The sequence below is a fragment of the Streptomyces sp. NPDC046712 genome, assembly GCF_040645695.1.
Lineage (GTDB): Bacteria > Actinomycetota > Actinomycetes > Streptomycetales > Streptomycetaceae > Streptomyces.
The window spans coordinates 165,236-186,409 of record NZ_JBEYYW010000017.1; the positions used below are offsets into that span (position 1 = coordinate 165,236).

Annotated in this window: 24 protein-coding genes and 1 rRNA gene; 16 read left to right on the forward strand and 9 right to left on the reverse strand. The window is 70.2% G+C overall.

The annotated features are described in order from the left end of the window. The first annotated feature begins 6 nt into the window (after positions 1–6). On the forward strand, positions 7–783 hold the full coding sequence (pstB, locus tag ABZ939_RS22785; protein WP_361858050.1) for a phosphate ABC transporter ATP-binding protein PstB: 777 nt from the start codon (positions 7–9) through the stop codon (positions 781–783). Between the two features lie 124 nt (positions 784–907). Here pstB and ABZ939_RS22790 read toward each other — a convergent pair whose 3' ends face one another. Further along, positions 908–1,906 carry an inorganic phosphate transporter gene (locus ABZ939_RS22790; RefSeq protein ID WP_361858052.1) on the reverse strand — a complete coding sequence of 333 codons (999 nt, stop codon included), beginning with the start codon at positions 1,904–1,906 and terminating at the stop codon, positions 908–910. Positions 1,907–1,912: 6 nt separating this feature from the next. Then, the gene (locus tag ABZ939_RS22795; protein ID WP_361858055.1) at positions 1,913–2,533 is read right to left on the reverse strand and encodes a DUF47 family protein; all 621 of its coding nucleotides are present in this window, start codon (positions 2,531–2,533) and stop codon (positions 1,913–1,915) included. 193 nt (positions 2,534–2,726) lie between these two features. On the opposite strand from ABZ939_RS22795, the gene ABZ939_RS22800 reads away from it, so the two are divergent. Then, positions 2,727–3,086: a metal-sensitive transcriptional regulator gene (locus ABZ939_RS22800; RefSeq protein ID WP_361858058.1), complete on the forward strand. Its 360-nt coding sequence runs from the start codon at positions 2,727–2,729 to the stop codon at positions 3,084–3,086. A gap of 58 nt (positions 3,087–3,144) precedes the next feature. Here the strand turns inward: ABZ939_RS22800 and ABZ939_RS22805 are convergent, their stop codons facing one another. Next, positions 3,145–3,327, reverse strand: a complete 183-nt coding sequence (locus ABZ939_RS22805) for a hypothetical protein (RefSeq protein ID WP_361858061.1) — start codon at positions 3,325–3,327, stop codon at positions 3,145–3,147. A 103-nt stretch (positions 3,328–3,430) separates the two neighbouring features. After that, entirely contained in the window at positions 3,431–4,249 is an 819-nt protein-coding gene (locus ABZ939_RS22810) for a hypothetical protein (protein WP_361858064.1), read from the reverse strand. A gap of 100 nt (positions 4,250–4,349) precedes the next feature. Here ABZ939_RS22810 and ABZ939_RS22815 point away from each other — a divergent pair, with 100 nt between their 5' ends. Then, positions 4,350–4,514 carry a hypothetical protein gene (locus ABZ939_RS22815; RefSeq protein ID WP_361858067.1) on the forward strand — a complete coding sequence of 55 codons (165 nt, stop codon included), beginning with the start codon at positions 4,350–4,352 and terminating at the stop codon, positions 4,512–4,514. Between the two features lie 22 nt (positions 4,515–4,536). Here ABZ939_RS22815 and ABZ939_RS22820 read toward each other — a convergent pair whose 3' ends face one another. From ABZ939_RS22820 to ABZ939_RS22830, 3 genes are all read right to left on the reverse strand, one after another. Beyond that, entirely contained in the window at positions 4,537–5,247 is a 711-nt protein-coding gene (locus ABZ939_RS22820; protein WP_361858070.1) for a phosphatase PAP2 family protein, read from the reverse strand. Between the two features lie 181 nt (positions 5,248–5,428). Further along, positions 5,429–6,457: a bifunctional lytic transglycosylase/C40 family peptidase gene (locus ABZ939_RS22825; protein ID WP_361858126.1), complete on the reverse strand. Its 1,029-nt coding sequence runs from the start codon at positions 6,455–6,457 to the stop codon at positions 5,429–5,431. A gap of 193 nt (positions 6,458–6,650) precedes the next feature. Next, complete coding sequence (locus ABZ939_RS22830) at positions 6,651–7,523, reverse strand: NAD(P)-binding domain-containing protein (RefSeq protein WP_361858073.1); 873 nt, start codon at positions 7,521–7,523, stop codon at positions 6,651–6,653. Positions 7,524–7,636: 113 nt separating this feature from the next. On the opposite strand from ABZ939_RS22830, the gene ABZ939_RS22835 reads away from it, so the two are divergent. From ABZ939_RS22835 to ABZ939_RS22870, 8 genes are all read left to right on the forward strand, one after another. Then, positions 7,637–8,218 carry a TetR/AcrR family transcriptional regulator gene (locus tag ABZ939_RS22835; RefSeq protein ID WP_361858076.1) on the forward strand — a complete coding sequence of 194 codons (582 nt, stop codon included), beginning with the start codon at positions 7,637–7,639 and terminating at the stop codon, positions 8,216–8,218. Between the two features lie 61 nt (positions 8,219–8,279). Next, positions 8,280–8,888, forward strand: a complete 609-nt coding sequence (locus ABZ939_RS22840) for a hypothetical protein (RefSeq protein WP_361858079.1) — start codon at positions 8,280–8,282, stop codon at positions 8,886–8,888. A gap of 269 nt (positions 8,889–9,157) precedes the next feature. Beyond that, positions 9,158–9,466: a hypothetical protein gene (locus tag ABZ939_RS22845; protein ID WP_024757447.1), complete on the forward strand. Its 309-nt coding sequence runs from the start codon at positions 9,158–9,160 to the stop codon at positions 9,464–9,466. A gap of 62 nt (positions 9,467–9,528) precedes the next feature. After that, on the forward strand, positions 9,529–10,356 hold the full coding sequence (locus ABZ939_RS22850) for a hypothetical protein (protein WP_361858082.1): 828 nt from the start codon (positions 9,529–9,531) through the stop codon (positions 10,354–10,356). Beyond that, entirely contained in the window at positions 10,346–11,677 is a 1,332-nt protein-coding gene (locus tag ABZ939_RS22855; protein WP_361858085.1) for a hypothetical protein, read from the forward strand. Before ABZ939_RS22850 ends, ABZ939_RS22855 begins: the two co-directional genes overlap by 11 nt. Then, a complete protein-coding gene (locus ABZ939_RS22860) occupies positions 11,674–13,227 on the forward strand; it encodes an SCO6880 family protein (protein WP_361858087.1) in 1,554 nt (517 codons plus the stop codon). Before ABZ939_RS22855 ends, ABZ939_RS22860 begins: the two co-directional genes overlap by 4 nt. A 36-nt stretch (positions 13,228–13,263) precedes the next feature. Further along, positions 13,264–14,667, forward strand: a complete 1,404-nt coding sequence (locus ABZ939_RS22865; RefSeq protein ID WP_361858090.1) for an ATP-binding protein — start codon at positions 13,264–13,266, stop codon at positions 14,665–14,667. A gap of 1 nt (position 14,668) precedes the next feature. Beyond that, positions 14,669–16,225 (forward strand): type VI secretion protein, encoded by a 1,557-nt coding sequence (locus tag ABZ939_RS22870; protein ID WP_361858093.1) that lies wholly within the window; start codon positions 14,669–14,671, stop codon positions 16,223–16,225. A gap of 5 nt (positions 16,226–16,230) precedes the next feature. Here ABZ939_RS22870 and ABZ939_RS22875 read toward each other — a convergent pair whose 3' ends face one another. Beyond that, a complete protein-coding gene (locus ABZ939_RS22875) occupies positions 16,231–16,797 on the reverse strand; it encodes a GNAT family N-acetyltransferase (protein WP_361858095.1) in 567 nt (188 codons plus the stop codon). A gap of 135 nt (positions 16,798–16,932) precedes the next feature. On the opposite strand from ABZ939_RS22875, the gene ABZ939_RS22880 reads away from it, so the two are divergent. Genes ABZ939_RS22880 through ABZ939_RS22900 form a run of 5 tightly spaced genes read left to right on the forward strand, consistent with a single transcriptional unit; the run spans position 16,933 to position 21,012 of the window. Continuing rightward, positions 16,933–17,835, forward strand: a complete 903-nt coding sequence (locus ABZ939_RS22880) for an ATP-binding cassette domain-containing protein (RefSeq protein ID WP_361858098.1) — start codon at positions 16,933–16,935, stop codon at positions 17,833–17,835. Then, positions 17,832–18,617, forward strand: a complete 786-nt coding sequence (locus tag ABZ939_RS22885) for an ABC transporter permease (RefSeq protein WP_361858100.1) — start codon at positions 17,832–17,834, stop codon at positions 18,615–18,617. Before ABZ939_RS22880 ends, ABZ939_RS22885 begins: the two co-directional genes overlap by 4 nt. Positions 18,618–18,641: 24 nt before the next feature. Next, positions 18,642–19,868, forward strand: a complete 1,227-nt coding sequence (locus ABZ939_RS22890; RefSeq protein WP_361858102.1) for a sensor histidine kinase — start codon at positions 18,642–18,644, stop codon at positions 19,866–19,868. Then, a complete protein-coding gene (locus tag ABZ939_RS22895) occupies positions 19,865–20,533 on the forward strand; it encodes a response regulator transcription factor (RefSeq protein ID WP_361858105.1) in 669 nt (222 codons plus the stop codon). Before ABZ939_RS22890 ends, ABZ939_RS22895 begins: the two co-directional genes overlap by 4 nt. A gap of 8 nt (positions 20,534–20,541) precedes the next feature. Beyond that, positions 20,542–21,012: a DUF1877 family protein gene (locus tag ABZ939_RS22900; RefSeq protein ID WP_361858108.1), complete on the forward strand. Its 471-nt coding sequence runs from the start codon at positions 20,542–20,544 to the stop codon at positions 21,010–21,012. 71 nt (positions 21,013–21,083) lie between these two features. Here ABZ939_RS22900 and rrf read toward each other — a convergent pair. Then, positions 21,084–21,174: ribosomal RNA gene (gene rrf, locus ABZ939_RS22905) — 5S ribosomal RNA — on the reverse strand; the annotation flags it as partial.

A 21,174-nucleotide genomic window follows, 5' to 3' on the forward strand; every position in this document is an offset into this window, starting at 1 on the left:
ATTGATATGGCCAAGCGAATCGACGTCAGCGGCCTCTCCGCCTACTACGGCGCCCACAAGGCGATCGACGACATCTCGATGACCGTCGAGCCCCGCTCGGTGACGGCCTTCATCGGCCCCTCCGGCTGCGGCAAGTCCACCTTCCTGCGCACCCTGAACCGCATGCACGAGGTCACCCCCGGTGGCCGCGTCGAGGGCAAGGTGATGCTGGACGACGAGAACCTGTACGGCTCCCACGTCGACCCGGTCGCGGTCCGCCGCACGGTCGGCATGGTGTTCCAGCGCCCGAACCCGTTCCCGACGATGTCGATCTTCGACAATGTGGCGGCGGGCCTCCGACTGAACGGTTCGTACAAGAAGTCCCAGCTCAATGACATCGTCGAGCGTTCCCTCAAGGGCGCGAACCTCTGGAACGAGGTCAAGGACCGCCTGAACAAGCCGGGCTCCGGCCTCTCCGGCGGTCAGCAGCAGCGTCTGTGCATCGCCCGCGCGATCGCGGTCGAGCCCGACGTCCTGCTGATGGACGAGCCCTGCTCGGCGCTCGACCCGATCTCGACGCTGGCGATCGAGGACCTGATCGGCGAGCTGAAGGAGCGCTTCACGATCGTCATCGTGACGCACAACATGCAGCAGGCCGCCCGCGTCTCGGACCGTACGGCGTTCTTCAACCTGGCGGCCGTGGGCCAGCCGGGCAAGCTGATCGAGCTGGACGACACCGAGCGCATCTTCTCCAACCCGAGCGTCCAGGCGACCGAGGACTACATCTCCGGCCGCTTCGGATAGCCCATCGACCATGCGGCTCCGCCGCGTGGCGTCCTGCGGTGCTGCATGGCGGTGCCACCGCAGACGAAAGGGCCCGGTTCCTCTCTCACCGGAGAGGAACCGGGCCCGACCATTTCCGCGGCGGTCAGCCGAAGAACAGCCTCACCACGTAGTAGCTCACCGCCGCCACCAGCGCCGCGGCCGGCATCGTGATGAACCATCCGAGGACGATGTTCTTCGCGACGCCCCAGCGCACCGCGTTCACGCGCTTGGTCGCGCCCACGCCCATGATCGCGGACGTGATCACGTGCGTCGTCGAGATCGGCGCGTGGAACAGGAACGCCGAGCCGAACATGATCGACGCACCGGTCGTCTCCGCCGCGAAGCCCTGCGGCGGGTCCAGCTCGATGATCTTCCGGCCGAGCGTCCGCATGATCCGCCAGCCACCCGCGTACGTACCGAGCGACAGCATCACGGCGCATGCGATCTTCACCCACACCGGGATGTCGTCGCCCGACTGCTGCACATCCGCGATGACCAGGGCCATCACCACGATGCCCATCGTCTTCTGCGCGTCCTGCAGACCGTGACCGAGCGCCATGCCGGCCGCCGACACCGTCTGCGCGATACGGAAGCCGCGCTTCGCCTTGTGCGGGTTGGCCTTGCGGAAGATCCACATGATCAGGCACATGACCAGGTAACCGGCCACCAGACCGACGACCGGCGAGATGAACATCGGGATGACGACCTTGTCGAGCACGCCCGACCAGATCACCTCGGTACCACCGGCCAGCGCCGCGCCCACCATGCCGCCGAACAGCGCGTGCGAGGACGAGGAGGGCAGACCGAAGTACCAGGTCACCAGGTTCCAGATGATCGCGCCGACGAGTGCGGCGAAGAGGATGCCCATCCCCTTGTCGCCCTCGGGCGTGGCGATCAGGCCCTCGCTGACGGTCTTGGCGACCCCGCTGCCGAGGAACGCACCGGCGAGGTTCATCACCGCCGCCATCGCCAGCGCCGCCCGCGGGGTCAGCGCCCGGGTCGACACGGAGGTGGCGATGGCGTTGGCCGAGTCGTGGAAGCCGTTCGTATAAGTGAAGCCGAGCGCGACACCGATGGTCACGATCAGCGCAAAGGTGTCCACGAAGCCTCAGGACTCCTTGACCGCGATGGTCTCCACCGTGTTCGCCACGTGCTCGAAAGCATCGGCGGCCTCTTCCAGCACATCCACGATCTGCTTGAGCTTGAGCACCTCGATGGCGTCGTACTTGCCGTTGAAGAGCGTCGCGAGAAGCTTGCGGTGGATCTGGTCGGCCTGGTTCTCGAGCCGGTTGACCTCGATCCAGTACTCGGTGAGGTTGTCCATCGTCCGCAGGTGCGGCATCGCCTCGGCGGTCAGCACGGCCGCGCGGGCCAGCACCTCGATCTGCTGCTCGACACCCTTGGGGAGCTCTTCGACGTTGTAGAGGACGACCAGGTCGACGGCCTCCTCCATGAAGTCCATGATGTCGTCGAGGGAGGACGCGAGGTTGTAGATGTCCTCGCGGTCGAACGGCGTGATGAAAGAGGAGTTCAGCTGGTGGAAGATCGCGTGGGTGGCGTCGTCACCGGCGTGTTCCGCTGCCCGCATCCGCTCCGCGATCTCGGCCCGGGCGGAGGTGTCCGCTCCGAGCAGTTCCATCAGGAGCTTCGAGCCCGTGACGATGTTGTCCGCGGACGCGGCGAACATGTCGTAGAAGCTCGTCTCCCTGGGGGTCAGACGAAATCGCACGTGGGGTCCTCGGGGTGCTGGGTTTCGGTCAGGCTGATGCTAGGCGCATCATCCGGCCACGGCTAACCGGCGTCCCTTCAGTGTCGCCCATCAGGCACAGTGATCTACACGGGCCCCCGCCCGGACCGGCGGGGATCGGTACCATATACCCACGAGGGGTATACACACCCTTTCTGGACAACGGGAGGACGCGATGACGACCACCGAGGCGGCCGAGGGCATCCCCCAGCCCGTCGAGAGCTCTGTGCCCACGACCGACCACGATCACGGCGTGCACGGCTACCACAAACAGAAGGACGAGCACCTCAAGCGACTGCGCCGGATCGAGGGCCAGATCCGCGGTCTGCAGCGGATGGTCGACGAGGACACGTACTGCATCGACATACTCACCCAGGTCTCGGCCTCCACGAAGGCCCTGCAGTCCTTCGCGCTCCAGCTCCTGGAGGAGCACCTGCGGCACTGCGTCGCCGACGCGGCGATGAAGGGCGGCGACGAGATCGAGGCGAAGGTGGAAGAGGCCACGAAGGCCATCGCGCGGATGATGCGCACCTGAGAGACCGGGGCCGGCCGACGGCCCCGGCCGATCGGTCGGCGCTCAGCAGGAGCGCAGATCAGCAAGAGGCGCCACTGTCCGTGGAGACCCTCAGCACCTCGTCGATCCGGTCCGCGCTGAGCCGCTCCCCGTCGGCGTCCGAAGCCGCGATGATCAGTTCACCGCACAGCTCGATCTCGGCGAGAGCGACGCAGTCCTGGTCAGTGGGCACTGTCGCGGTACTGGGCGGAGCCACGCGCATTCACCTCTTCCTGCCGGCGTCGGTCTCCCAGCGTAGGGAGCGCACCACGCACCGCGCATGACACGTCCGGACCATTTGGGAATGGCCTGCGCGCGACCCTCCGCTACGCCTCGACCTTCCCGGCGTAGATGTCCTTCCGGCTCGGCAGCCGTACGTCGACCTCGGCACCGAACCCGTACAGCAGGGTCGTCGACGCGACAGCGACCGTGCGCCCCTGGTTGGCGAAGCTGAACTGGTGGCGCACCTTGCGCAGCCGCCCCTCGTGGTCCAGATACGCGTCGAAAGGCACCGTGTCCTTGGCGAACCCTTTCGCCGCCGCGGCCAGCGCCCCGCGGACCTGCGGCGAGGCGGCCCGGGCGGCCACGGCGATGTCCGTGACCCCGCGGTAGTGGCTGACTTTCACCCCTGCCAGATCGACCTCGCCGACGTACGTCACCTGCTGCGCGCCGCGCAGCAGCTCGGCGGCGGCGGCCGGGTCGGTGGCCCCGCCGGTGACGAGGTTGCCGTCGTCGAGGGTGGTGGTGTCCACCCGTACCCACTTGTCGGCCGGAACGCCGGCGCCGCGGTTCTTCATGTAAAGGGCGCCGGGGACGAGGAGCTCGGTGATCGGCCGGTGCTCACTGGCCCCCGCCGCGTCCTTGGGCAGCATGACCTGGAGGCGCCCCGAACGCCTTCGGAAGTCGTACCCGCCCTCACCCCGGATGGTCACCCGTGTCCCGCCGGCCGCCATCTCCATGCTCGTGCTCGCCTTGGAGGTGCCGGCCCGGGTCAGTACCTCGGCCGCGCCCCGCACGGTCTTCGTCGGATCGCCGCCCGGTCCGGGGTCCTCGGGGGCGGAGCATCCGCCCGTGGCCACCGCCCCGACCAGGGCCGCCGCGACGGCGAGGGAGCCGCCCCCACGCCCGTACCGCTGCACCACCATCGCCTGCCAACCCCCAACGCCGTACCGCTGCTTGTCCGGGACCCGCCCGACCCCCTAACGACGGTCCCGGGCCACCCGTCACGCGCAGTACGGTGGATCCGTGCATCATCAGCAGGCCCCGCATGACACGACCACGACGGAACGCGGCTCCTTCGCGATCGCCCGGTGCAGCTGTGGCTGGACGGGCCCGGCCCGGAGATCGCGGGAGAAGGCCCGGTCGGACGCGGCGACGCACACGACGGCGGCGCGGCAACAGACCGCCTGAGCGGTCCAGGGGCTGTCCGGCGCTACGCGGCCAGGTCGTTCTCGCCGGATCCCATGCGCGGCTCGGGGATGTCGAGCGTCTCGGGCCGGGGGCGGCGCTCGGCGGCGCTCCGGGACCGGACCAGCCGCGCCCCGCTCCGGGAGCGGGCGACGGCGGACACGACCGGGGTCAGCAGGGCGTGGGCGACGGGCGCGAGGAGCAGCGCCACCGCCGTACCGAGGGCGAAGCCGCCGATGACGTCGGTCGGGTAGTGCACGCCCATGTAGACGCGGCAGAAGCCTTCGGCGAAGGCGAGGGCGATGGCGGCGAGGCCGAACTTCCGGTGCGCGACGAAGAGCCCGACACCGATGGCCATCGCCATCGTGGCGTGGTCGCTGACGAAGGAGAAGTCGGTCTTGCCGTCGACGAGGACGTCGAGGCCCTCGTGGTCGTTGAAGGGCCTGGGTCGCTCGACGAACCCGCGGATGGGGATGTTGACGAGCAGCGCGATACCGGCGGCCAGCGGGGCCCACACGAGCCCCGTGACGGCGGAGACGGAATCGGCCAGGGTGCCGCGCCGGCGCACGCTCCACCAGCACCAGAGCACGACGAGGACGAGGCCGAGCATGATCCCGTACTCGCCGACGAACTCCATGACGCGGTCGAACCACGGCGGGGCGTCCCGCGCGATCCCGTTGATGTCGTAGAGCAGGCTGACATCGGGGTTCGAACCGTCCGATGCGAGTCCAGCCATCTGCTGCGGCCCCTTGCCTTGTCACGTGAGTCGACCGTGGGCGGTCGGTCAGGGAACGAACCGCCTGAGGCGTGCGTTCCGCTCTTCCTCGACGATCACCATGACGTTACCGAAGAGTGACACGTCATCGCAGCTCAGGGCCTGTGCTTAACGGAGAGTTCCGGCCATGCCCGACAGAACGTCAGGTCTGCGGCAGGTGCGTCGGCAGCGCCGCCGCGCCCTCCTGGGTGACCCGGGTCGCCCCGAAGTAGTCCGGAGTGTCCATCTTGGTGAAGCGGATCACGGCCCCGGTGCGCGGGGCGTCGATCATGTAGCCGCCGCCGACGTAGATGCCGACGTGCCTGATGGCACGGGAGTTCGTCAGATCGTCAGAGAAGAAGACGAGGTCGCCGGGGAGCAGTTCGCCGCGGGCCGGGTGGGGCCCGGCGTTGTACTGGTCGTTGGCGACGCGGGGCAGCTCGATCCCGACGGACCGGTACGCGGCCTGCGTCAGTCCGGAGCAGTCGAATCGGCCATTCTGCGCGGCCGTTCCGGTGCCGCCCCAGAGATAGGGCGTGCCGAGCTTCCCCTGCGCGAAGTGGATGGCCCCGGCGGCCTGCCTCGAGGGTTCGACCCGGCCGAGGGGCCGCGCGAAGCTCTTCTCCAGGGAGCGGATGATCCGCACGTAGTTCTGCGTCTCGCTGATGCGCGGCACCCCGCCGGACTTGATGACCCGGTAGGCCCCCGCGTTGTACGCGGCGAGCATGTTGTTCGTCGGGTCGCCCGGCACGTCCTTCACATAGCCGGCGAGCTCGCAGTCGTACGAGGCGGCGGACGGGATCGCGTCCGCCGGATCCCACACGTCCCGGTCGCCGTCCTTGTCGCCGTCGATGCCGTGACCGGCCCAGGTGCCGGGGATGAACTGGGCGATGCCCATGGCGTTGGCGGGCGAGACGATCCGCGGGTTCCAGCCGCTCTCCTGATAGAGCTGCGCGGCGAGCAGGGCGGGGTTGATGGCGGGGCAGAGGTTCCCCCACTTCTGCACGAGACCCTGGTACGCGGCCGGCACGGCGCCCTTGGCCAGCCCGACGGTGCCGTTCTTGGCGTCCCCCGCACCCCCGAGGAGCCCGGCGGCGGCGGAGTACGTCCCGACGACCAGCAGCGCGACGAAGCCGAGGCACACCCCGAAGGCCCCACCGGCCAGCAGCCACGCCTTGCGCGCCTTACGCACCGTCAACCACCCCTCGGCTCCTGGCAGTACGCCCCGGGTCAGTCTAGGCGGCGGGGCGGTGCGCGGGGGCGTTCCGTGACGCGCCGCTCACTGTGCGAGGCGCGTCCGGGGCTCTCGCCCCGTACGCGCCTCGCACCCACCTCTCACCCCGCTCGCGCGCGGCTCGCACTCAGCTCGGCACTCGGCTCGGCATTCAGCTCGCGGGTCGCTTGAGCACCTCCACGAGGCTGGAGCTGCTGTCGCCGCCGCGTCCGGCCTCGACTCCGCGCCGGAAGAGGTCGACGACGGCGGCGGGGAGCGCCCCGTCGACGCCCGCGTCGGTGACCGTGTGCAGGACGTGTTCGGCGCTGGCGAGCCCCATCGCGAGCCGGTCGACGTTCCCGGCGTGGTCACCGGCGTCGACGCGGGGCGCGTAGAACTCCAGGAACTGCTTCATGTCCAGGGCGTTGACGGCGTACGGGAGGAGGTCGGCGGCCTTGATGCCGTGCGCGCCGGCGAGGGCGAGGGCCTGCCAGTAGCCGCTGAGCGCGGTCCAGAACATGACCATGTTCAGCTGGTAGAAGAGCGCGGCGAGTCCCGGGTCCTCGCCGCGGTAGTCGGTGCCGGTGAGCACTTCGAGGGTGGGGCGGTGGGCCTCGAAGACCTCGCGCGGGCCGCTGTAGAAGGCCGAGGAGCCGGGGCTGCCGATGCCGGAGGGCGGCACGAGCACCCCGCCGGTGAGCTGGACGGCGCCGCGTTCCCGCGCCCAGTCGGCGGCCTCCCTGGCCCGGAGCGGGGTGTCGGAGCTGAGGTTGACCAGGACCCGGCCGGCCAGGACGGCGGGGTCGACCTCCCCCAGTACGGCGTACAGCGCCTCGTAGTCGGTGAGGGTGACCACCACGACCTCGTTGGCGGCCACGGCCTCGGCGGGCGAGGCGGCGAGGACGGCTCCACGGCGCACCAGCTCGTCGGCGCGGGCGGCGGTGCGGTTCCACAGGGTGACTCGGTAGCCCTGCTCCAGGTAGGCGCCGGCCATGGCCTGCCCCATGGGGCCGAGGCCGATGACGGTGACGGAGTTCTTGGGCATGCGGAAATCCCCTCGTCGAGAGCTCTAGAACGAACGCTCTATCCAGTGATGAGGCCGAAGCTAGCACAGCTCTAAAACGAACGCTCTACTCAATGACTGGATAGACTCACCGCATGCAGACCAGCAGCGCCGGCGGCACCCGCGACCGGATCGTCATCGCCGCCTCCCGCCTCATCCAGCGCCAGGGCTACGTCGGCACGGGCATCAAACAGATCGCCCAGGAGGCGGAGGCCACCCTCGGCTCCGTCTACCACTTCTTCCCGGGCGGAAAGGAAGCCGTCGCGGTGGCGGCCATGGAGCACGGCCGCGAGGAGTTCGCCGCACTGCTGCGCACCGCCCTGGACAGCGAGGACGACCCCGGCGCCGCGGTCGACGCCTGCGCCCGCCTGCTGGCCACCGAACTCCGCGCCTCCGGCTGGACCGACGGCTGTCCGGTCACCGCGGCCGCCCTGGAGACCCTCGGCACGGACAACCCCATCCAACGCGCCTGCGCCGAGGCCCTGCTGTCCTGGCAGAGGCTGGTCGCCGACAAACTCCTCGGCTGCGGCTTCCCCGACCCCGAGGCCGAGTCCCTCGCGGCCACGGTCATCAACACCCTGGAAGGCGCCGAGGTCTCCGCCCAGATCACCCGCTCGGAAACCCCCCTGCTCCTGGCAGGCCGTCACCTGTCGCGCCTGATCGCCTCGTACACCTGAGGTCCTCGGTTGAGTACGCGTACTCAACCGACCGTCACCGGCACGCCATAGCCTCACGCCCATGACGTCGAGGAACGCCCCCGCAACCGCACGCCGCCGCGCCCGCCGCCCCTGGGCCAGGGCGCTCGTGGCCCTCGCCGTCGTCGCCGCCACGCTCACCGCGTGCTCCGCGCTGACCGGCAGGGAGTACCCGACCGACGACCCCACCACCGTGATCACGCGGGTGCAGGCGCGGTCCCAATGGGCGTACGAGGCCATGGAGCTGCCGGACGCGACCCCCGTGGAGGGCGGCCGGTTCGTCGCCTCCCACACCTGCTACAAGCGGTGGGCCATCGACGAGGCGGACCACGAGGTCGCCTCCTTCGCGCTCGACTGGTCCGTGCCCGCGGTCCCGGCCGACCGGGCCCGCGCCACCGAACAGCGCCTGCGCGAGGCGCTCACCGAGGCCGGCTGGGAGCTCACCCACGACGCCGACCGACAGGTCAAGGGCTCCCTGACCCTCGGCTTCCGCTTCCAGGACCCCGCGACGGGCGACCAGTTCAACCTGCGCTGGTACGACACGACGGAGACCCTCTTCATCGACGCGTACACGCGGTGCGCGCACCTCCCCGCGGAGTACCTCACCGGCTCCTGGCAGAGCGCCGAGTGGAGCCCGCGCGACCCGGCCTGACCAGGGCCCGCCACCACCCCAAGAGTGCAACAACGACAGTCATTGCCCGGAGTCACCCTCCGTGATACACAGAGTGACCATACGCTTCTTCGTATAGAAACCGGCCACACCGTCGCAGGTCAAGACGGCCAGATCGGTCATGTGTGCGGGGATCGGGTAAAGAGAGCCGCCAAGCCGTCACACGCGAGCGGTTTCATCAGCGAAGATAGGGCGATGACCCATGCCATCTGGCAGGGGCGACGAACTACCCAACAGGGGCGGTGAGTTACATGTACCTGGCGGCCGAGAAGGGCGACATCACCACCATCATCGGTGGAATCGCCCCGAACTGGGGGCCTTTCGGGAGCCTGGGCAATGAAGCCAAGGTGATGATCGAGGTCGTGATGGCCGTGGCCATCCTGCTCTGCCTCGGCATCGCCATCTGGGGTGCGGCAAAGCAGCGCATCGGCGCGACCGCCCTCAGGGACACGTTCAGCGCCGAGCAGGGCAAGGGCCTGATCGTGGCCGGTCTGACCGGAGTCTTCATCATCGGATCTCTGGGGACGCTGTTCACGATCGTGTACGGGATGGCCGTCTAACCACCGAGGTCGGTTCCTTTCCTGATGTCCAGTCACCACACGGTTGAGAGGGCGTGCTTGCCATGAGCCTCGGCGACGACAACGACGGCTTCGGCGGCTCGGGCCAGACCCGCACGCGCCTCCCCGAGGGCGGCACCGGCGACATCCACGGCGCCCCCCGCCGCCCACCGGCCCGCGGCTCGCGGTCGCTGATCACGGTCGTGGGCGTGGTGGTCCTGCTGGTCGCCGCGATCGCCTTCGCGAACAGAGGCGACACGGACGACGCCGACACCACGTCCTCCTCCAAGCCCCCGGGCAAATCGTCCCCGACGTCAGCCACGGGCGTCCGCCCGGTGCCGGGCAAGAACGGCGAGATCCCGATGGGGTTCGCACGGGACGAGCAAGGGGCGCAGAGCGCGGCGGCCAATTATTCAGTGGCGCTCGTGTCGGCCGACATCCTGAAGCCTGACCGCCGCAGTGAGATCGTCCAGCAACTGTTCGTCCAGGACAAGGTCGAGGAGCTGAAGTCCAACCTCGACAAGGCATACAGCCGGGAGTTCCTCTCCAAGCTGGGCCTCGACGAAGCGGGCAACGCCGCCACCGGGCTGACGTACGTATCGCGCACGGCGCCGGTCGGCACAAAGGTCACGCAGTTCTCCGACAGCGCTGCGACGGTCGAGGTCTGGTGCACGGGCGTGTTCGGCACGGCTGGAGCCAGCTCCACCAACCCTGTGACGAACGACTGGTTCACGATGACCCTGGCACTCCGGTGGGCTGACAACGACTGGAAGGTCGACAGCTTCTCGCAGAAGGAAGGCCCGGCCCCGGTCAACGGGGACCTCCTCGCCTCCGACGCCAATGCGATCGCCAAGGCCGTCGAGGAGTACGGAGGATTCACGTATGCCCGCTAGGTCCCGCCCCGCGCTCCGCCTGGCCGCAGCGCTGGCCGGCGTACAGACTGCCGCCGTGCTGTTGGCGTCCCGTGCCTACTCGGCGCCCACTCCCACTCCGACTCCCTCGCCCTCGCAATCCGCCAAGGATCAGTGCGATCTCATCGTCGGCCCGGCGAAGGACTACTGCAACAACGGCGAACCCGGGTCCGGCCCCCGCCCCGGGCTGGACGACCCCACCACCGCCCTCGACCCCCTCTCCTCCCTCGCCCGCGGCTGCGCCGACGCCGCCGTCGCCATCGTCGACAAGCTCTCCCAGGCCGTCAAAGAGACCGCCGACGTCGACTTCACCAACCTCGAGTTCCTCGGCCGCTACGCCATCGTCTTCGCCGCCGCCACCTTCCTCACCCTCCTCCTCTGGCTCCTCGCCGTCGCCAAGCGCGCCATCCGCGGGGTTCCGCTCACCACCGCCATCTCCGAGGCCATCGGCTTCCTCTGGCTGACCGTCCTCGCCTCCGCCTTCACCCCGCTCATCCTCTACACCGTCGTCAACGCCACCGACGCCGTCACCGAGGTCATCGCCTCCGGCACCGGCCAGCAGACCGACGTCTTCTTCGGCAGCTTCAAGGAGGCCCTCCAGAAGGGCGACAGCATCGGTGGCGGGCCCATCATGCTGATCATCGTGTCGCTGGTGAGCGTCCTCGCCGCCGGTGTGCTCTACCTCGAGCTGTTCCTGCGCGCCGTCCTGCTCTACGTCGGCGCCCTCCTCGGCGTCGTCGTCTACGCCGGGCTCGTCGACAAGAACATGTGGGGCCACGTCCGCCGCTGGGCCGGGATCATGATCGCGGTGATCCTCGTCAAGCCGGTCATCGTCATCGTCCTCGGCCTCGCCGGCGCGCTCTCCTCCGGGACCGGCCCCGACTCGTTCTCGGCCGTCGTCTCCGGACTCGCGATCATCCTGCTCGCCATCTTCGCCTCCGCGATGATCTACCGCTTCGTCCCCGGCTTCGGGGACGAGATCGTCGCCTCCCGCAACAACCGCCTCCACCGCGCCGGCGAGAACGCGGCCGCCGCCGTCATCTCCTCCCCCGCCTCCCTCGTCTCCCAGGGCATCAAGACCCACAGCGCCCGCAGCGACGGCGGCGGCAACCAGAACAGCGGCAGCGCAGCACGACCCGCGAACCCCCTCGCCGGCGGTGTCGCCGCCCACAGCAGCCGCGGGGGCTCGGTCGGGGGCGGCGGCGGATCTGTCCCCTCCGCCGCACCCCCGCCGCGTAGCAGCAGCCCCACATCAGGAACCCCGCACAGCAACCGCAAGAACTCTGGAGGTGGAGGGCGTTGACGACCCAGTCCCAGCCGGTCACGCCCCGCCGTACGTATCTCATCGGCCGTGCCCGGCCGAACGCGATCGTCGGCAAGAACCGCGAGACCGGCGAGATCGCCCTGATCATCGCCGGTGCGTTCCTCGGCATGATGAGCGGACTCCTCGTCCCCGTCCTCACCCTGCGGATCGTGCTGCTCACCGGCTTCCCGATGCTGGCGCTGGCCGCCGTGTACGTCCCGTACAAGCACCGCACCTTCTACAAATGGTTCGAGATCAACCGCAGCTACAAGCGGAGCCTGAAGCGCGGCACCGCCTACCGCTCCGCCGCCGCCGAAGCCGGTACCCGGCTCGACGGCCGCGAGGTCGAGATCGGCCCACCGCCCGGCATCGGCCGGATCAGCTGGCTCTCCGCGCCCTTCGGCCCCGACGAGATCGCCGTACTCCTCCACGCCGACCGGCGCACCGTCACCGCCGCCATCGAGATCGAGGGCCCCGGCGTCGGCCTGCGCGACAGCGAGGACCAGGAAGCGCTCGTCGACCGCTTCGGCACGCTCCTGAAGCACGTCGCCAACGGCGACGGCTTCGTCACCCGCCTCCAGATGCTCGCCCGCACCCTCCCCGCCGACCCCGACGCCCACGCCAAGGACGTCGGCCAGCGCGGCGACCCGCACGCCCCGGCCTGGCTCCAGGAGTCGTACGAGCAGCTCCAGTCGATGGTCTCCACCTCCAGCGAGCAGCACCGCGCCTACCTCGTGGCCTGCATGCACTACACCCGCGAACTCGCCGCCGAGGCCAACGCGATGGCCCGCGCCGCCCGCCACACCTCCGGCGCCCGCAGGCTCGACCGCGACGCCGGCCTCGCCGTCGTCATGGCCCGCGAGCTCACCGACATCTGCGCCCGCCTGGCCGAGGCCGACATCCGCGTACGCCAGCCCCTCGGGCAGTCCCGGCTCGCGTCGCTCGTGCACTCCATGTACGACCCGGACCACCCCATCGACCACATCCAGGCGATGACGAAACGAAACGCTTGGCCCGCCGAACTCGACGCGATGGAGCCCACCTACCTCCAGGCCAAGACCCGCGAATCCTCCACCCGCGCCCCCTGGTGCCACGCCACCGCCTGGGTGAAGGAGTGGCCGATGACCCCGGTCGGCGTCAACTTCCTCGCCCCGCTCCTCGTCCACACCCCGGACGTGATCCGTACGGTCGCCGTGACCATGGACCTCGAACCCACCGAGGTCGCCATCGAGCGGATGCTCACCGAGAAGACCAACGACGAGGCCGAGGCATCCCGGCAGGCCAAGATGAACCGCACGGTCGACCCGCGGGACGTCGCCGCGCACGGCCGACTCGACCAGCGGGGTGAAGATCTCGCCAGCGGCGCGGCAGGCGTCAACCTCGTCGGGTACATCACTGTGTCGTCGCGCTCGCCCGAAGCCCTGGCCAGGGACAAGCGCACGATCAGGGCCTCCGCCGGCAAGTCGTATCTGAAGCTGGAGTGGTGCGACCGCGAGCACCACCGGGCCTTTGTGAACACCCTGCCGTTCGCGACCGGCATCCGCCGCTAGAGCCGCCAGCCGCCAGCCGCTAAGGGGCCCGCCCACATGCGAGATCCACTCTCCGCCCTCACCGAAGCCTTCACCTCCTTCCTCTTCGGGAAGGTGGAGACGACCCGTCTGCCGGTCCGCACCTCGACCGGCCAGGCCCAGGCCGTCTACCTGCCCACGGCCGCACCCGGCCTCGGCGACTCCGGCGTGATCATCGGCCGCGAGGTCTACAGCGGCAAGGGCTACATCTACGACCCGTTCCAGCTGTACGGGCAGCAGCTCCCGGCCCCCCACTGGCTGGTCCTCGGCGAGTCCGGCAACGGCAAGTCGGCGCTGGAGAAGACGTACGTCCTACGGCAGTTGCGGTTCCGCGACCGCCAGGTCGTCGTCCTCGACGCCCAGGGCGAGGACGGCGTCGGCGAATGGAACCTCATCGCGCAGGAGCTGGGGATAACCCCCATCCGCCTCGACCCGATGGTCGCCGTCGACGCCGGCATCCGGCTCAACCCGCTCGACCCGTCGATCACGACGACCGGGCAGCTCGCCCTGCTCCGTACGATCATCGAGGTCGCGATGGGCCACGGCCTCGACGAGCGCTCCGGCTTCGCGCTCAAGGTCGCCCACGCGTACGTCAACGAGCACATCACCGAACGCCAGCCGATCCTCACCGACATCGTCGAGCAACTGCGCCACCCGGAGGCCGAGTCGGCCGAGGCGATGAACGTCGACATAGACGATGTACGCGCCTGGGGTCTGGACGTCGCCCTCGTCCTGGACCGGCTGGTCGACGGCGACCTGCGCGGCATGTTCGACGGCCCGACCACCGTCGGCATCGACCTCGACGCGCCGCTCATCGTCTTCGACCTGTCCCACATCGACCGGAACTCGATCGCCATGCCGATCCTCATGGCGATCGTCGGCGTGTGGCTGGAGCACACCTGGATCCGCCCCGACCGGAAGAAGCGCATCTTCCTGGTCGAGGAGGCCTGGCACATCATCAACAGCCCCTTCGTGGCCCAGCTGTTCCAGCGGCTGCTGAAGTTCGGGCGCCGGCTCGGCCTGTCCTTCGTCGCCGTCGTGCACCACCTCTCGGACGTCGTCGACGGAGCGGCGGCCAGGGAGGCCGCGGCCATCCTCAAGATGGCCTCGACCCGGACCATTTATGCCCAGAAAGCCGACGAGGCCCGGGCAACCGGGCGGGTGCTCGGCCTGCCGCGGTGGGCGGTCGAGATCATCCCGACGCTCACCCCCGGTATCGCCGTCTGGGACGTCAACGGCAACGTGCAGGTGGTCAAACACCTCATCACCGAGAAGGAACGGCCGCTCGTCTACACCGACCGCGCCATGACGGAATCCTCCGCCGACCCGTCCATCGACCCGGACCTGGAATGGGAGACGGAACAGCGCGCCGCCCTCATCGAGCAGCAGCTGAACGACCCCTCGCAGTCGACGGTGGCGTGACGTGCGGAAGGACGAACGGCAAGGAGGAATCCCCGACGGACTGGTGGTCGGCCTGGTCGGCTTCGTCCTCGGGCTGACCGTGCTGGTCTGGACGGCGACCGGCCTGGCCGCCCTGCTCTCCAAGGGCGCCTGGCCGGCCGGGGTCACCTTCACCAGGACCCCGATGGCCGTGCGCGCCCTGATCGGCAGCCCGCAGGACCTGGCGGGCGCGTGGCCCGACACCCCGGCGGGCGAGCTGTCGGGGTACGGGCTGTTCTGGGGACTCCTCATCGGCGAACTGATGGTGCTGGTGGTCCTCGCGGTGTTCGTGGTGGGGACGCTGGCGCGGTGGAGAGCGGTACGGGCGGGCAGACGGTCCGCGTACGGCACGGCTGTGACGGCCGCGGCTACGGCTACGCAGCAGGCGCCCGCCCCGGTCGCCGTGCAGGCCCCGGTCGCGCAGCCGACCCCGCGGCCCACCGCCATAGAAGCCCCGGCCGGGCAGCCGGCCGTCATGCAGGCCCCGACCACCGTGCAAGCCCCGGCCGTCGTGCCGGAGCCCGTCCTGCCGGAGCCCGTAGTCCCGGCGTCCGTCGTCCCGGCGTCCCTCGTCCCGACGTCCGCCGCCCCGGAGCCCGTCGTCCCCGCCCCCCGCGCCCCCCGCCTCCTCTACGGCGCCCCCGCCACCCGCCGCCCCGCCGCGCTGCAGGCCGTCCAGGACGCCGAGGGCCCCGTCCTCGTCGTCACCTCCGACCCCACCGTGTGGGCCGACACCAAGGACGCCCGCGGCAAGCTCGGCCCCGTCCTCGTCTACGACCCCGGCCACCTCTGCGACACCCCGGCCCGCCTCCACTGGTCCCCGTCCGCGCACTGCGAGGACCCGGCCACGGCCCAGGAACGAGCGGTCGCGCTGCTCGCCCCCGTACGCCCGCCGTCCCGTCTGGACGCCGCCGTCGCCGACACCGCCGAAACGCTCCTGCGCTGCTGGCTGCACGCCGCCGCCCTGGACGACCGCCCCTTCAAACAGGTCCACCGCTGGGCCCAGGGCGCGGGCGCCCACGAGCCCGTACGGATCCTCCGTACGCACCCCAAGGCCGCCGCCGGCCACGCCGGACTCCTCGAGTCCGCGCTCACCGCACACCCGGAACGCCGCGAGATCGCCCAGGAGTTGACCGCCCGCGCGCTCTCCGCCCTCTCCTCGATCCACATCAGGGACGCCTGTACCCCGAATCGAACGGATTCGCTGACGCTGGAATCTTTCGTCGCGGAGGGGGGCACTCTCTATGTGGTGGGTGAACCGATCGAGGACCCGCGCACCCGCCCCGGCGCGATGCCTCTGCTCACCGCCCTCACCGCAAGCGTGGTCGAGCACGGCCGCCGCATGGCCGCACGGTCATCCGACGGTCGGCTCGACCCACCAATGACGCTCGTCCTCGACGACGTCGCCGCCGTGGCTCCCCTTCCCCGGCTCCCGGAGCTGCTGGCAAGCGGCCAGGACCAGGGCCTGCCGACCCTGGTCCTGCTCCGTTCCCAGGAGCAGGCCCGCGCCCGCTGGCCGGAGCCGCTCCCCCAGATGTAGAGCGCCTACGAAGCCGCGCCCGACCGCCGGATCTCGTACTCCACCTCGCGCGCCTGCTCGTCCCCCGGCACGGCCACGGTCTCGCCCGTCGCGACGAACCCGAACCGCCGGTAGAACGCGCCGGCCCGCGCGTTGTCCTCGTGCACGTACAGCCGCACCCGCTGGATCTCCGGCGCCGGCAGCGACCACGACCATTCCACGCCCGCCCGGAACAGCGCCTCGGTCACACCGGTACCGCGCGCCTCCGGCCGCACGTACACGCCCACGATGTGCGTCTGGTCGACCTTCGCCGCCTCACCGAACCGCACCTCGTCCGAGGGACGCTCGACCAGCACCGTGATCGTGCCCGCCCAACTCCCGTCCGGCGCCTCCGCCACGAACTGACGGACACTCTTCCCGCTCTCGGACGCGCCCTCCGCCCGCTCCTGCCAGAAGGAATCGGGCCGCTCCGAGGCGACCTCGTACGTCTCCAGGAAGGCGAGGTGCGCCACCGGGTCCTGGAGGGCGGCGAGCCGGATCTCGCGGGCCCGCTCCCACTCGTCGGCGCGAATCGTGCGTATCAGAAAGTCCATGGCCCCGATCTTCACCGCCGCACGCCACCCCCGACAAATCCATATCTCCCCGTCGTACCCCGGTACTACGTGCGCCGCCCGGCTCCCGCCCACGGTCGGACGATCCGCCACCGCCCGCTCCGTAGCGTCGTGGACATGATCCGAGCAGAAGAACTCACCAAGCGGTACGGCGCCAGGACCGTCGTCCAGGACCTCAGCTTCACCGTCCGCCCTGGCACGGTCACCGGCTTCCTCGGCCCCAACGGCGCCGGAAAGTCCACCACCTTGCGCATGCTCCTCGGCCTGGACGCCCCCACCCGCGGCCGCTCCACCGTCGACGGCCGCACCTACGCCACCCACCCCGCCCCGCTCACCAAGGTCGGCGCGCTCCTGGAGGCCCGTTCGATCCACCCCGGCCGCTCCGCCCACCACCACCTCATGGCGCTCGCGCACACCCACGGCATCCCGCGCTCCCGTGTCGAGCACGTCCTCGGCCTCACCGGCCTCACCGAGGTCGCCCGCCGCCGCGTCAAGGGCTTCTCGCTGGGCATGGGCCAGCGGCTCGGCATCGCCGCCGCGCTCCTCGGCGACCCGGAGACCGTCGTGCTCGACGAGCCGGTCAACGGCCTCGACCCCGAGGGCGTGCTGTGGATCCGTACGCTGCTCAAGTCCCTCGCCGCCGAAGGCCGAACGGTCCTGGTCTCCTCCCATCTGATGAGCGAGATGGCGCTGACCGCCGACCATCTGATCGTCATCGGCAAAGGCCGGCTGCTCGCGGACACGACCGTCGACGCGCTCGTACGGGAGTCCGGCGGCGCCTCGGTCAAGGTCGTCACCCCCGACGCGAACCGCCTCGGCGCCCTCCTCCCGGAGGCCCGGATCGTCACAGAGGCCGCCGACACCCTCCGTGTCACCGGCGTCGAGGCCGCGGACATCGGCCGCACGGCCGCCGCCCACGGCGTACCGCTCTTCGAACTCACCCCGCAGACCGCCTCTCTGGAGCAGGCGTTCATGGATCTCACCCACGACTCGGTCGAATACCAGGGAGCCGCAGCATGAGCACGACCACCACGCACACGTACCGCGTCACCCCCGCCCGCGTCCTGCGCTCCGAATGGCACAAGCTGTGGACGGTCCGCTCGACCTGGATCACCGTCCTCACCTCGGTCGCCTTCCTCCTCGGCGTCGGCATCCTCATGGGCACCACCTACACCGCGGACGGCGGCGACTCCGACGTCGACACGGTCGTCCTCACCCTCTACGGCTCCCAGCTCGGCGGGATCTGCCTGGCCGTCCTCGGCATCCTGGTCACCGCCGGCGAGTACTCCACCGGCCTGATCAGAGCCTCGATGACCGCCGTACCGCGCCGGACGCCGGTCCTGTGGGCGAAGGCCACGGTGTTCACGGCGGCCGTCTTCACGATCTCCCTCGTGGCCGCCCTGGTCACCTTCCTCACCGCGCAGATCTTCCTCTCCGACACCGACCAGGCGGCCTCCCTCGCCGACGACGGTGTGCTGGCCGCCATCGCGGGCAACGCCGCCGGCGTCACCCTGCTCAACCTCATCGCCCTCGGACTCGGCGCCGCGCTGCGCTCCGTACCGGGCGGCATCGGGGCCTTCATCGGCGGCGTGATGATCCTGCCGGAGGTCCTCGGCATGCTCCCGTACGACGCGGTCGAGACCGCGATCACGTACTTCCCCACCCAGGCCGCCGGAGCCCTCGGCTCCGCCGACCCGATGCCGAACGCGGCCTCCCCCAGCAGCGCGCTGCTCGCCCTGTGCCTGTGGGCCGCGGCGTCCCTGATCGTCCCCGCGCTGTTGCTGAAGCGCCGAGACGTCTAGCCCGTGACGTACGAGGATGGGCGGATGATCACGGAGAAGCGGCCCGGGGCGGACGAGGAGCCCCTCAGCCGGTACATCCAGCGGCAGACCCAGCGCGCACGCGCCTTCGACGAGCGCCGCCCCTGGGTCTGGGACGTCCTGCTCACCGCCTTCTGGACGGGGGTCGCGCTGGTCGACGCGGCGGGTGGCTGGCGGAACATCGCCCCCGACCCGTCCGTCCCGGTCGGGCTGATCCTCGCGATGACCTTGACGCTCTCGGTCCCGCTGCTGTGGCGCCGCCGCCGTCCCATGGCCGTCCTCGCCGTGATGACCTGCGCCTCGCTCGTCAGCAACTGGACCGGGGCCTTCCTCCAGGCCGGCTTCCTCCAGTCCATCGTCGTCTTCAGCATCGCCCTGCGGCTTCGCCTGCGTACCCTCCTGTGGACGCTCGCACTGATCGCCCCACCCCTGGTGGTGGGCGCGATCCGCTACCCCCAGGGCAGTTGGGACCAGCAGGTCGTCCCCACCCTGTGGGCGTACGCGATGGTCGCGCTGCTGGGCATCGCGGTCCGCTCCCGCAAGGACTACACGGCCGCCCTCGTCGACCGGGCCCGCCGCCTCGAAGTCGAGCGCGACCAGCAGGCCCAGCTGGCGGCGGCGGCCGAACGCACCCGGATCGCCCGCGAGATGCACGACATCATCGGCCACAACCTCTCCGTCATCACCGGCCTCGCGGACGGCGGCCGGTACGCGGCGGCCAAGAGCCCCGAACAGGCCGCCCAAGCCCTGGATGCCATCGGCACCACCAGCCGGCAGGCCCTCGCCGAGCTCCGCCGCCTCCTGCGCGGCGAGGCCGTACGCGATCCTCAGCCCACGCTCGCCGACCTGGACGCGCTGATCGACGGGGTGAGGACGGCGGGTCTGCCGGTACAGCTGGAGATCCGCGACGAGCCCGCCCCCGACGCCCAACCCCTGCCGACGGGCGCACAGCTGACGGTCTACCGGGTCACCCAGGAAGCGCTGACGAACACGCTCAAGCACGCTGGCCCAGGAGCGGAGTCCTCCGTCCTCCTGTCCTACGGCCGTGAGGAGTTGACGCTCGAAGTGACGGACACAGGCAGTACGGCCCATGACATCATCGGCACCGGCCAGGGAGTCACGGGGATGCGCGAGCGCGCCGCCCTCTATGACGGCACACTCGAAGCCGGCGCTCTGCCGACCGGTGGCTGGCGCGTACGACTCCGACTCCCCCTGGAGGGTTCCCCCTCGTGACGACGGTGCTCATCGCGGACGACCAGCCGATGCAACGCTTCGGCTTCCGCATGTTGTTGGAGAGCCAGGATGACATGACGGTCGTCGGTGAGGCGCCGAACGGCACCGAGGCGATCCGTCTGGTGGACCGTTACCACCCCGATGTCGTCCTGATGGACATCCGGATGCCGGGCCTCGACGGCATCGAGGCCACGCGACGCATCGTCGCCACCGGGGCCCGCACCCGCATCCTGATCGTCACGACCTTCGACCTCGACGAATACGCCTACGAGGGCCTCCGCGCCGGCGCCAGCGGCTTCCTCGTCAAGGACGCCCAGCCCGAGGAGCTCCTGTCGGGCATCCGCGCGGTCGCCGCCGGCGACGCGGTGGTGGCGCCCAGCCTGACCCGCCGGCTCCTGGACGCGTACATCCACCATCTGCCGACCGCCACGGGCCCGGCACCGGAGGATCCGCGCCTGTCGACCCTCACGGACCGGGAGCGCGAGATCCTCACGGTCATCGGCCAGGGCTGGACGAACACGGAGATCGCGACCCGCCTCCACCTCGCGGAGTCGACGGTGAAGACCCACGTGAGCCGCATCCTGTCGAAGACGGGCGCCCGCGACCGAGTGCAGGCAGTGATCCTGGCGTACGACGCCCAGCTGGTCACCCCGAGCCAGTCATGAGCTTCCACATGCATCTCCGCACGATGGCGGAGCACGAGATCCGGGACGACCACGCCTGGCTGACGGACGTCATGCGCGCCGCCTGGGACAACCTGGAGACCGAGTACGAGGCGGGCATCGCGACCGCCGTCGAAAAGGACTTCGGCCCCCTCAACGACCTCTACCTCGCCGGCGCCACGCCCGCCCACGAACTCCCGGTATTCGGCGGGCGCATCGTCCACGACCCCACCACGGGCCGGCCCCCGTTCGCCATCCTCACCCCGTCCGAGGTCACCACGGCCGCAGCACTCCTCAGGGATGCCGACTTCGACACCCTGTGGGACGTGGCGGGCCCTGCTCTCACGGCTCCGTACGCCCTCTTCGACGATCCGGAAGCCGCGGCGAAGGCCACGTACCTCGCCCACCACACGGCTCTCCGCGCCTTCTACGCACGGGCGGCCGACGCACAGCAATCCGTGGTGAAGGCGTTCTGGTACTAGAACTACTGGAACCGCATCCAGAACGCAGAAAAGCCCCGCACCATAAGGTGCGGGGCTTTCCCACAATGATTGTTCGGCGGCGTCCTACTCTCCCACAGGGTCCCCCCTGCAGTACCATCGGCGCTGAAAGGCTTAGCTTCCGGGTTCGGAATGTAACCGGGC

Bases quoted from the DNA above. Each gene is read 5' to 3' on its own strand.
- ABZ939_RS22845 (WP_024757447.1), top strand. From the start codon at position 9,158: ATGTACCTGGCGGCCGAGAAGGGCGACATCACCACCATCATCGGTGGA.
- ABZ939_RS22800 (WP_361858058.1), top strand. From the start codon at position 2,727: ATGACGACCACCGAGGCGGCCGAGGGCATCCCCCAGCCCGTCGAGAGC.
- ABZ939_RS22875 (WP_361858095.1), bottom strand. From the start codon at position 16,797: ATGGACTTTCTGATACGCACGATTCGCGCCGACGAGTGGGAGCGGGCC.
- ABZ939_RS22840 (WP_361858079.1), top strand. From the start codon at position 8,280: ATGACGTCGAGGAACGCCCCCGCAACCGCACGCCGCCGCGCCCGCCGC.
- ABZ939_RS22810 (WP_361858064.1), bottom strand. From the start codon at position 4,249: ATGGTGGTGCAGCGGTACGGGCGTGGGGGCGGCTCCCTCGCCGTCGCG.
- ABZ939_RS22805 (WP_361858061.1), bottom strand. From the start codon at position 3,327: ATGCGCGTGGCTCCGCCCAGTACCGCGACAGTGCCCACTGACCAGGAC.
- ABZ939_RS22865 (WP_361858090.1), top strand. From the start codon at position 13,264: ATGCGAGATCCACTCTCCGCCCTCACCGAAGCCTTCACCTCCTTCCTC.
- ABZ939_RS22835 (WP_361858076.1), top strand. From the start codon at position 7,637: ATGCAGACCAGCAGCGCCGGCGGCACCCGCGACCGGATCGTCATCGCC.
- ABZ939_RS22880 (WP_361858098.1), top strand. From the start codon at position 16,933: ATGATCCGAGCAGAAGAACTCACCAAGCGGTACGGCGCCAGGACCGTC.
- ABZ939_RS22820 (WP_361858070.1), bottom strand. From the start codon at position 5,247: ATGGCTGGACTCGCATCGGACGGTTCGAACCCCGATGTCAGCCTGCTC.
- ABZ939_RS22890 (WP_361858102.1), top strand. From the start codon at position 18,642: ATGATCACGGAGAAGCGGCCCGGGGCGGACGAGGAGCCCCTCAGCCGG.
- ABZ939_RS22830 (WP_361858073.1), bottom strand. From the start codon at position 7,523: ATGCCCAAGAACTCCGTCACCGTCATCGGCCTCGGCCCCATGGGGCAG.
- ABZ939_RS22885 (WP_361858100.1), top strand. From the start codon at position 17,832: ATGAGCACGACCACCACGCACACGTACCGCGTCACCCCCGCCCGCGTC.
- pstB (WP_361858050.1), top strand. From the start codon at position 7: ATGGCCAAGCGAATCGACGTCAGCGGCCTCTCCGCCTACTACGGCGCC.
- ABZ939_RS22850 (WP_361858082.1), top strand. From the start codon at position 9,529: ATGAGCCTCGGCGACGACAACGACGGCTTCGGCGGCTCGGGCCAGACC.
- ABZ939_RS22855 (WP_361858085.1), top strand. From the start codon at position 10,346: ATGCCCGCTAGGTCCCGCCCCGCGCTCCGCCTGGCCGCAGCGCTGGCC.
- ABZ939_RS22900 (WP_361858108.1), top strand. From the start codon at position 20,542: ATGCATCTCCGCACGATGGCGGAGCACGAGATCCGGGACGACCACGCC.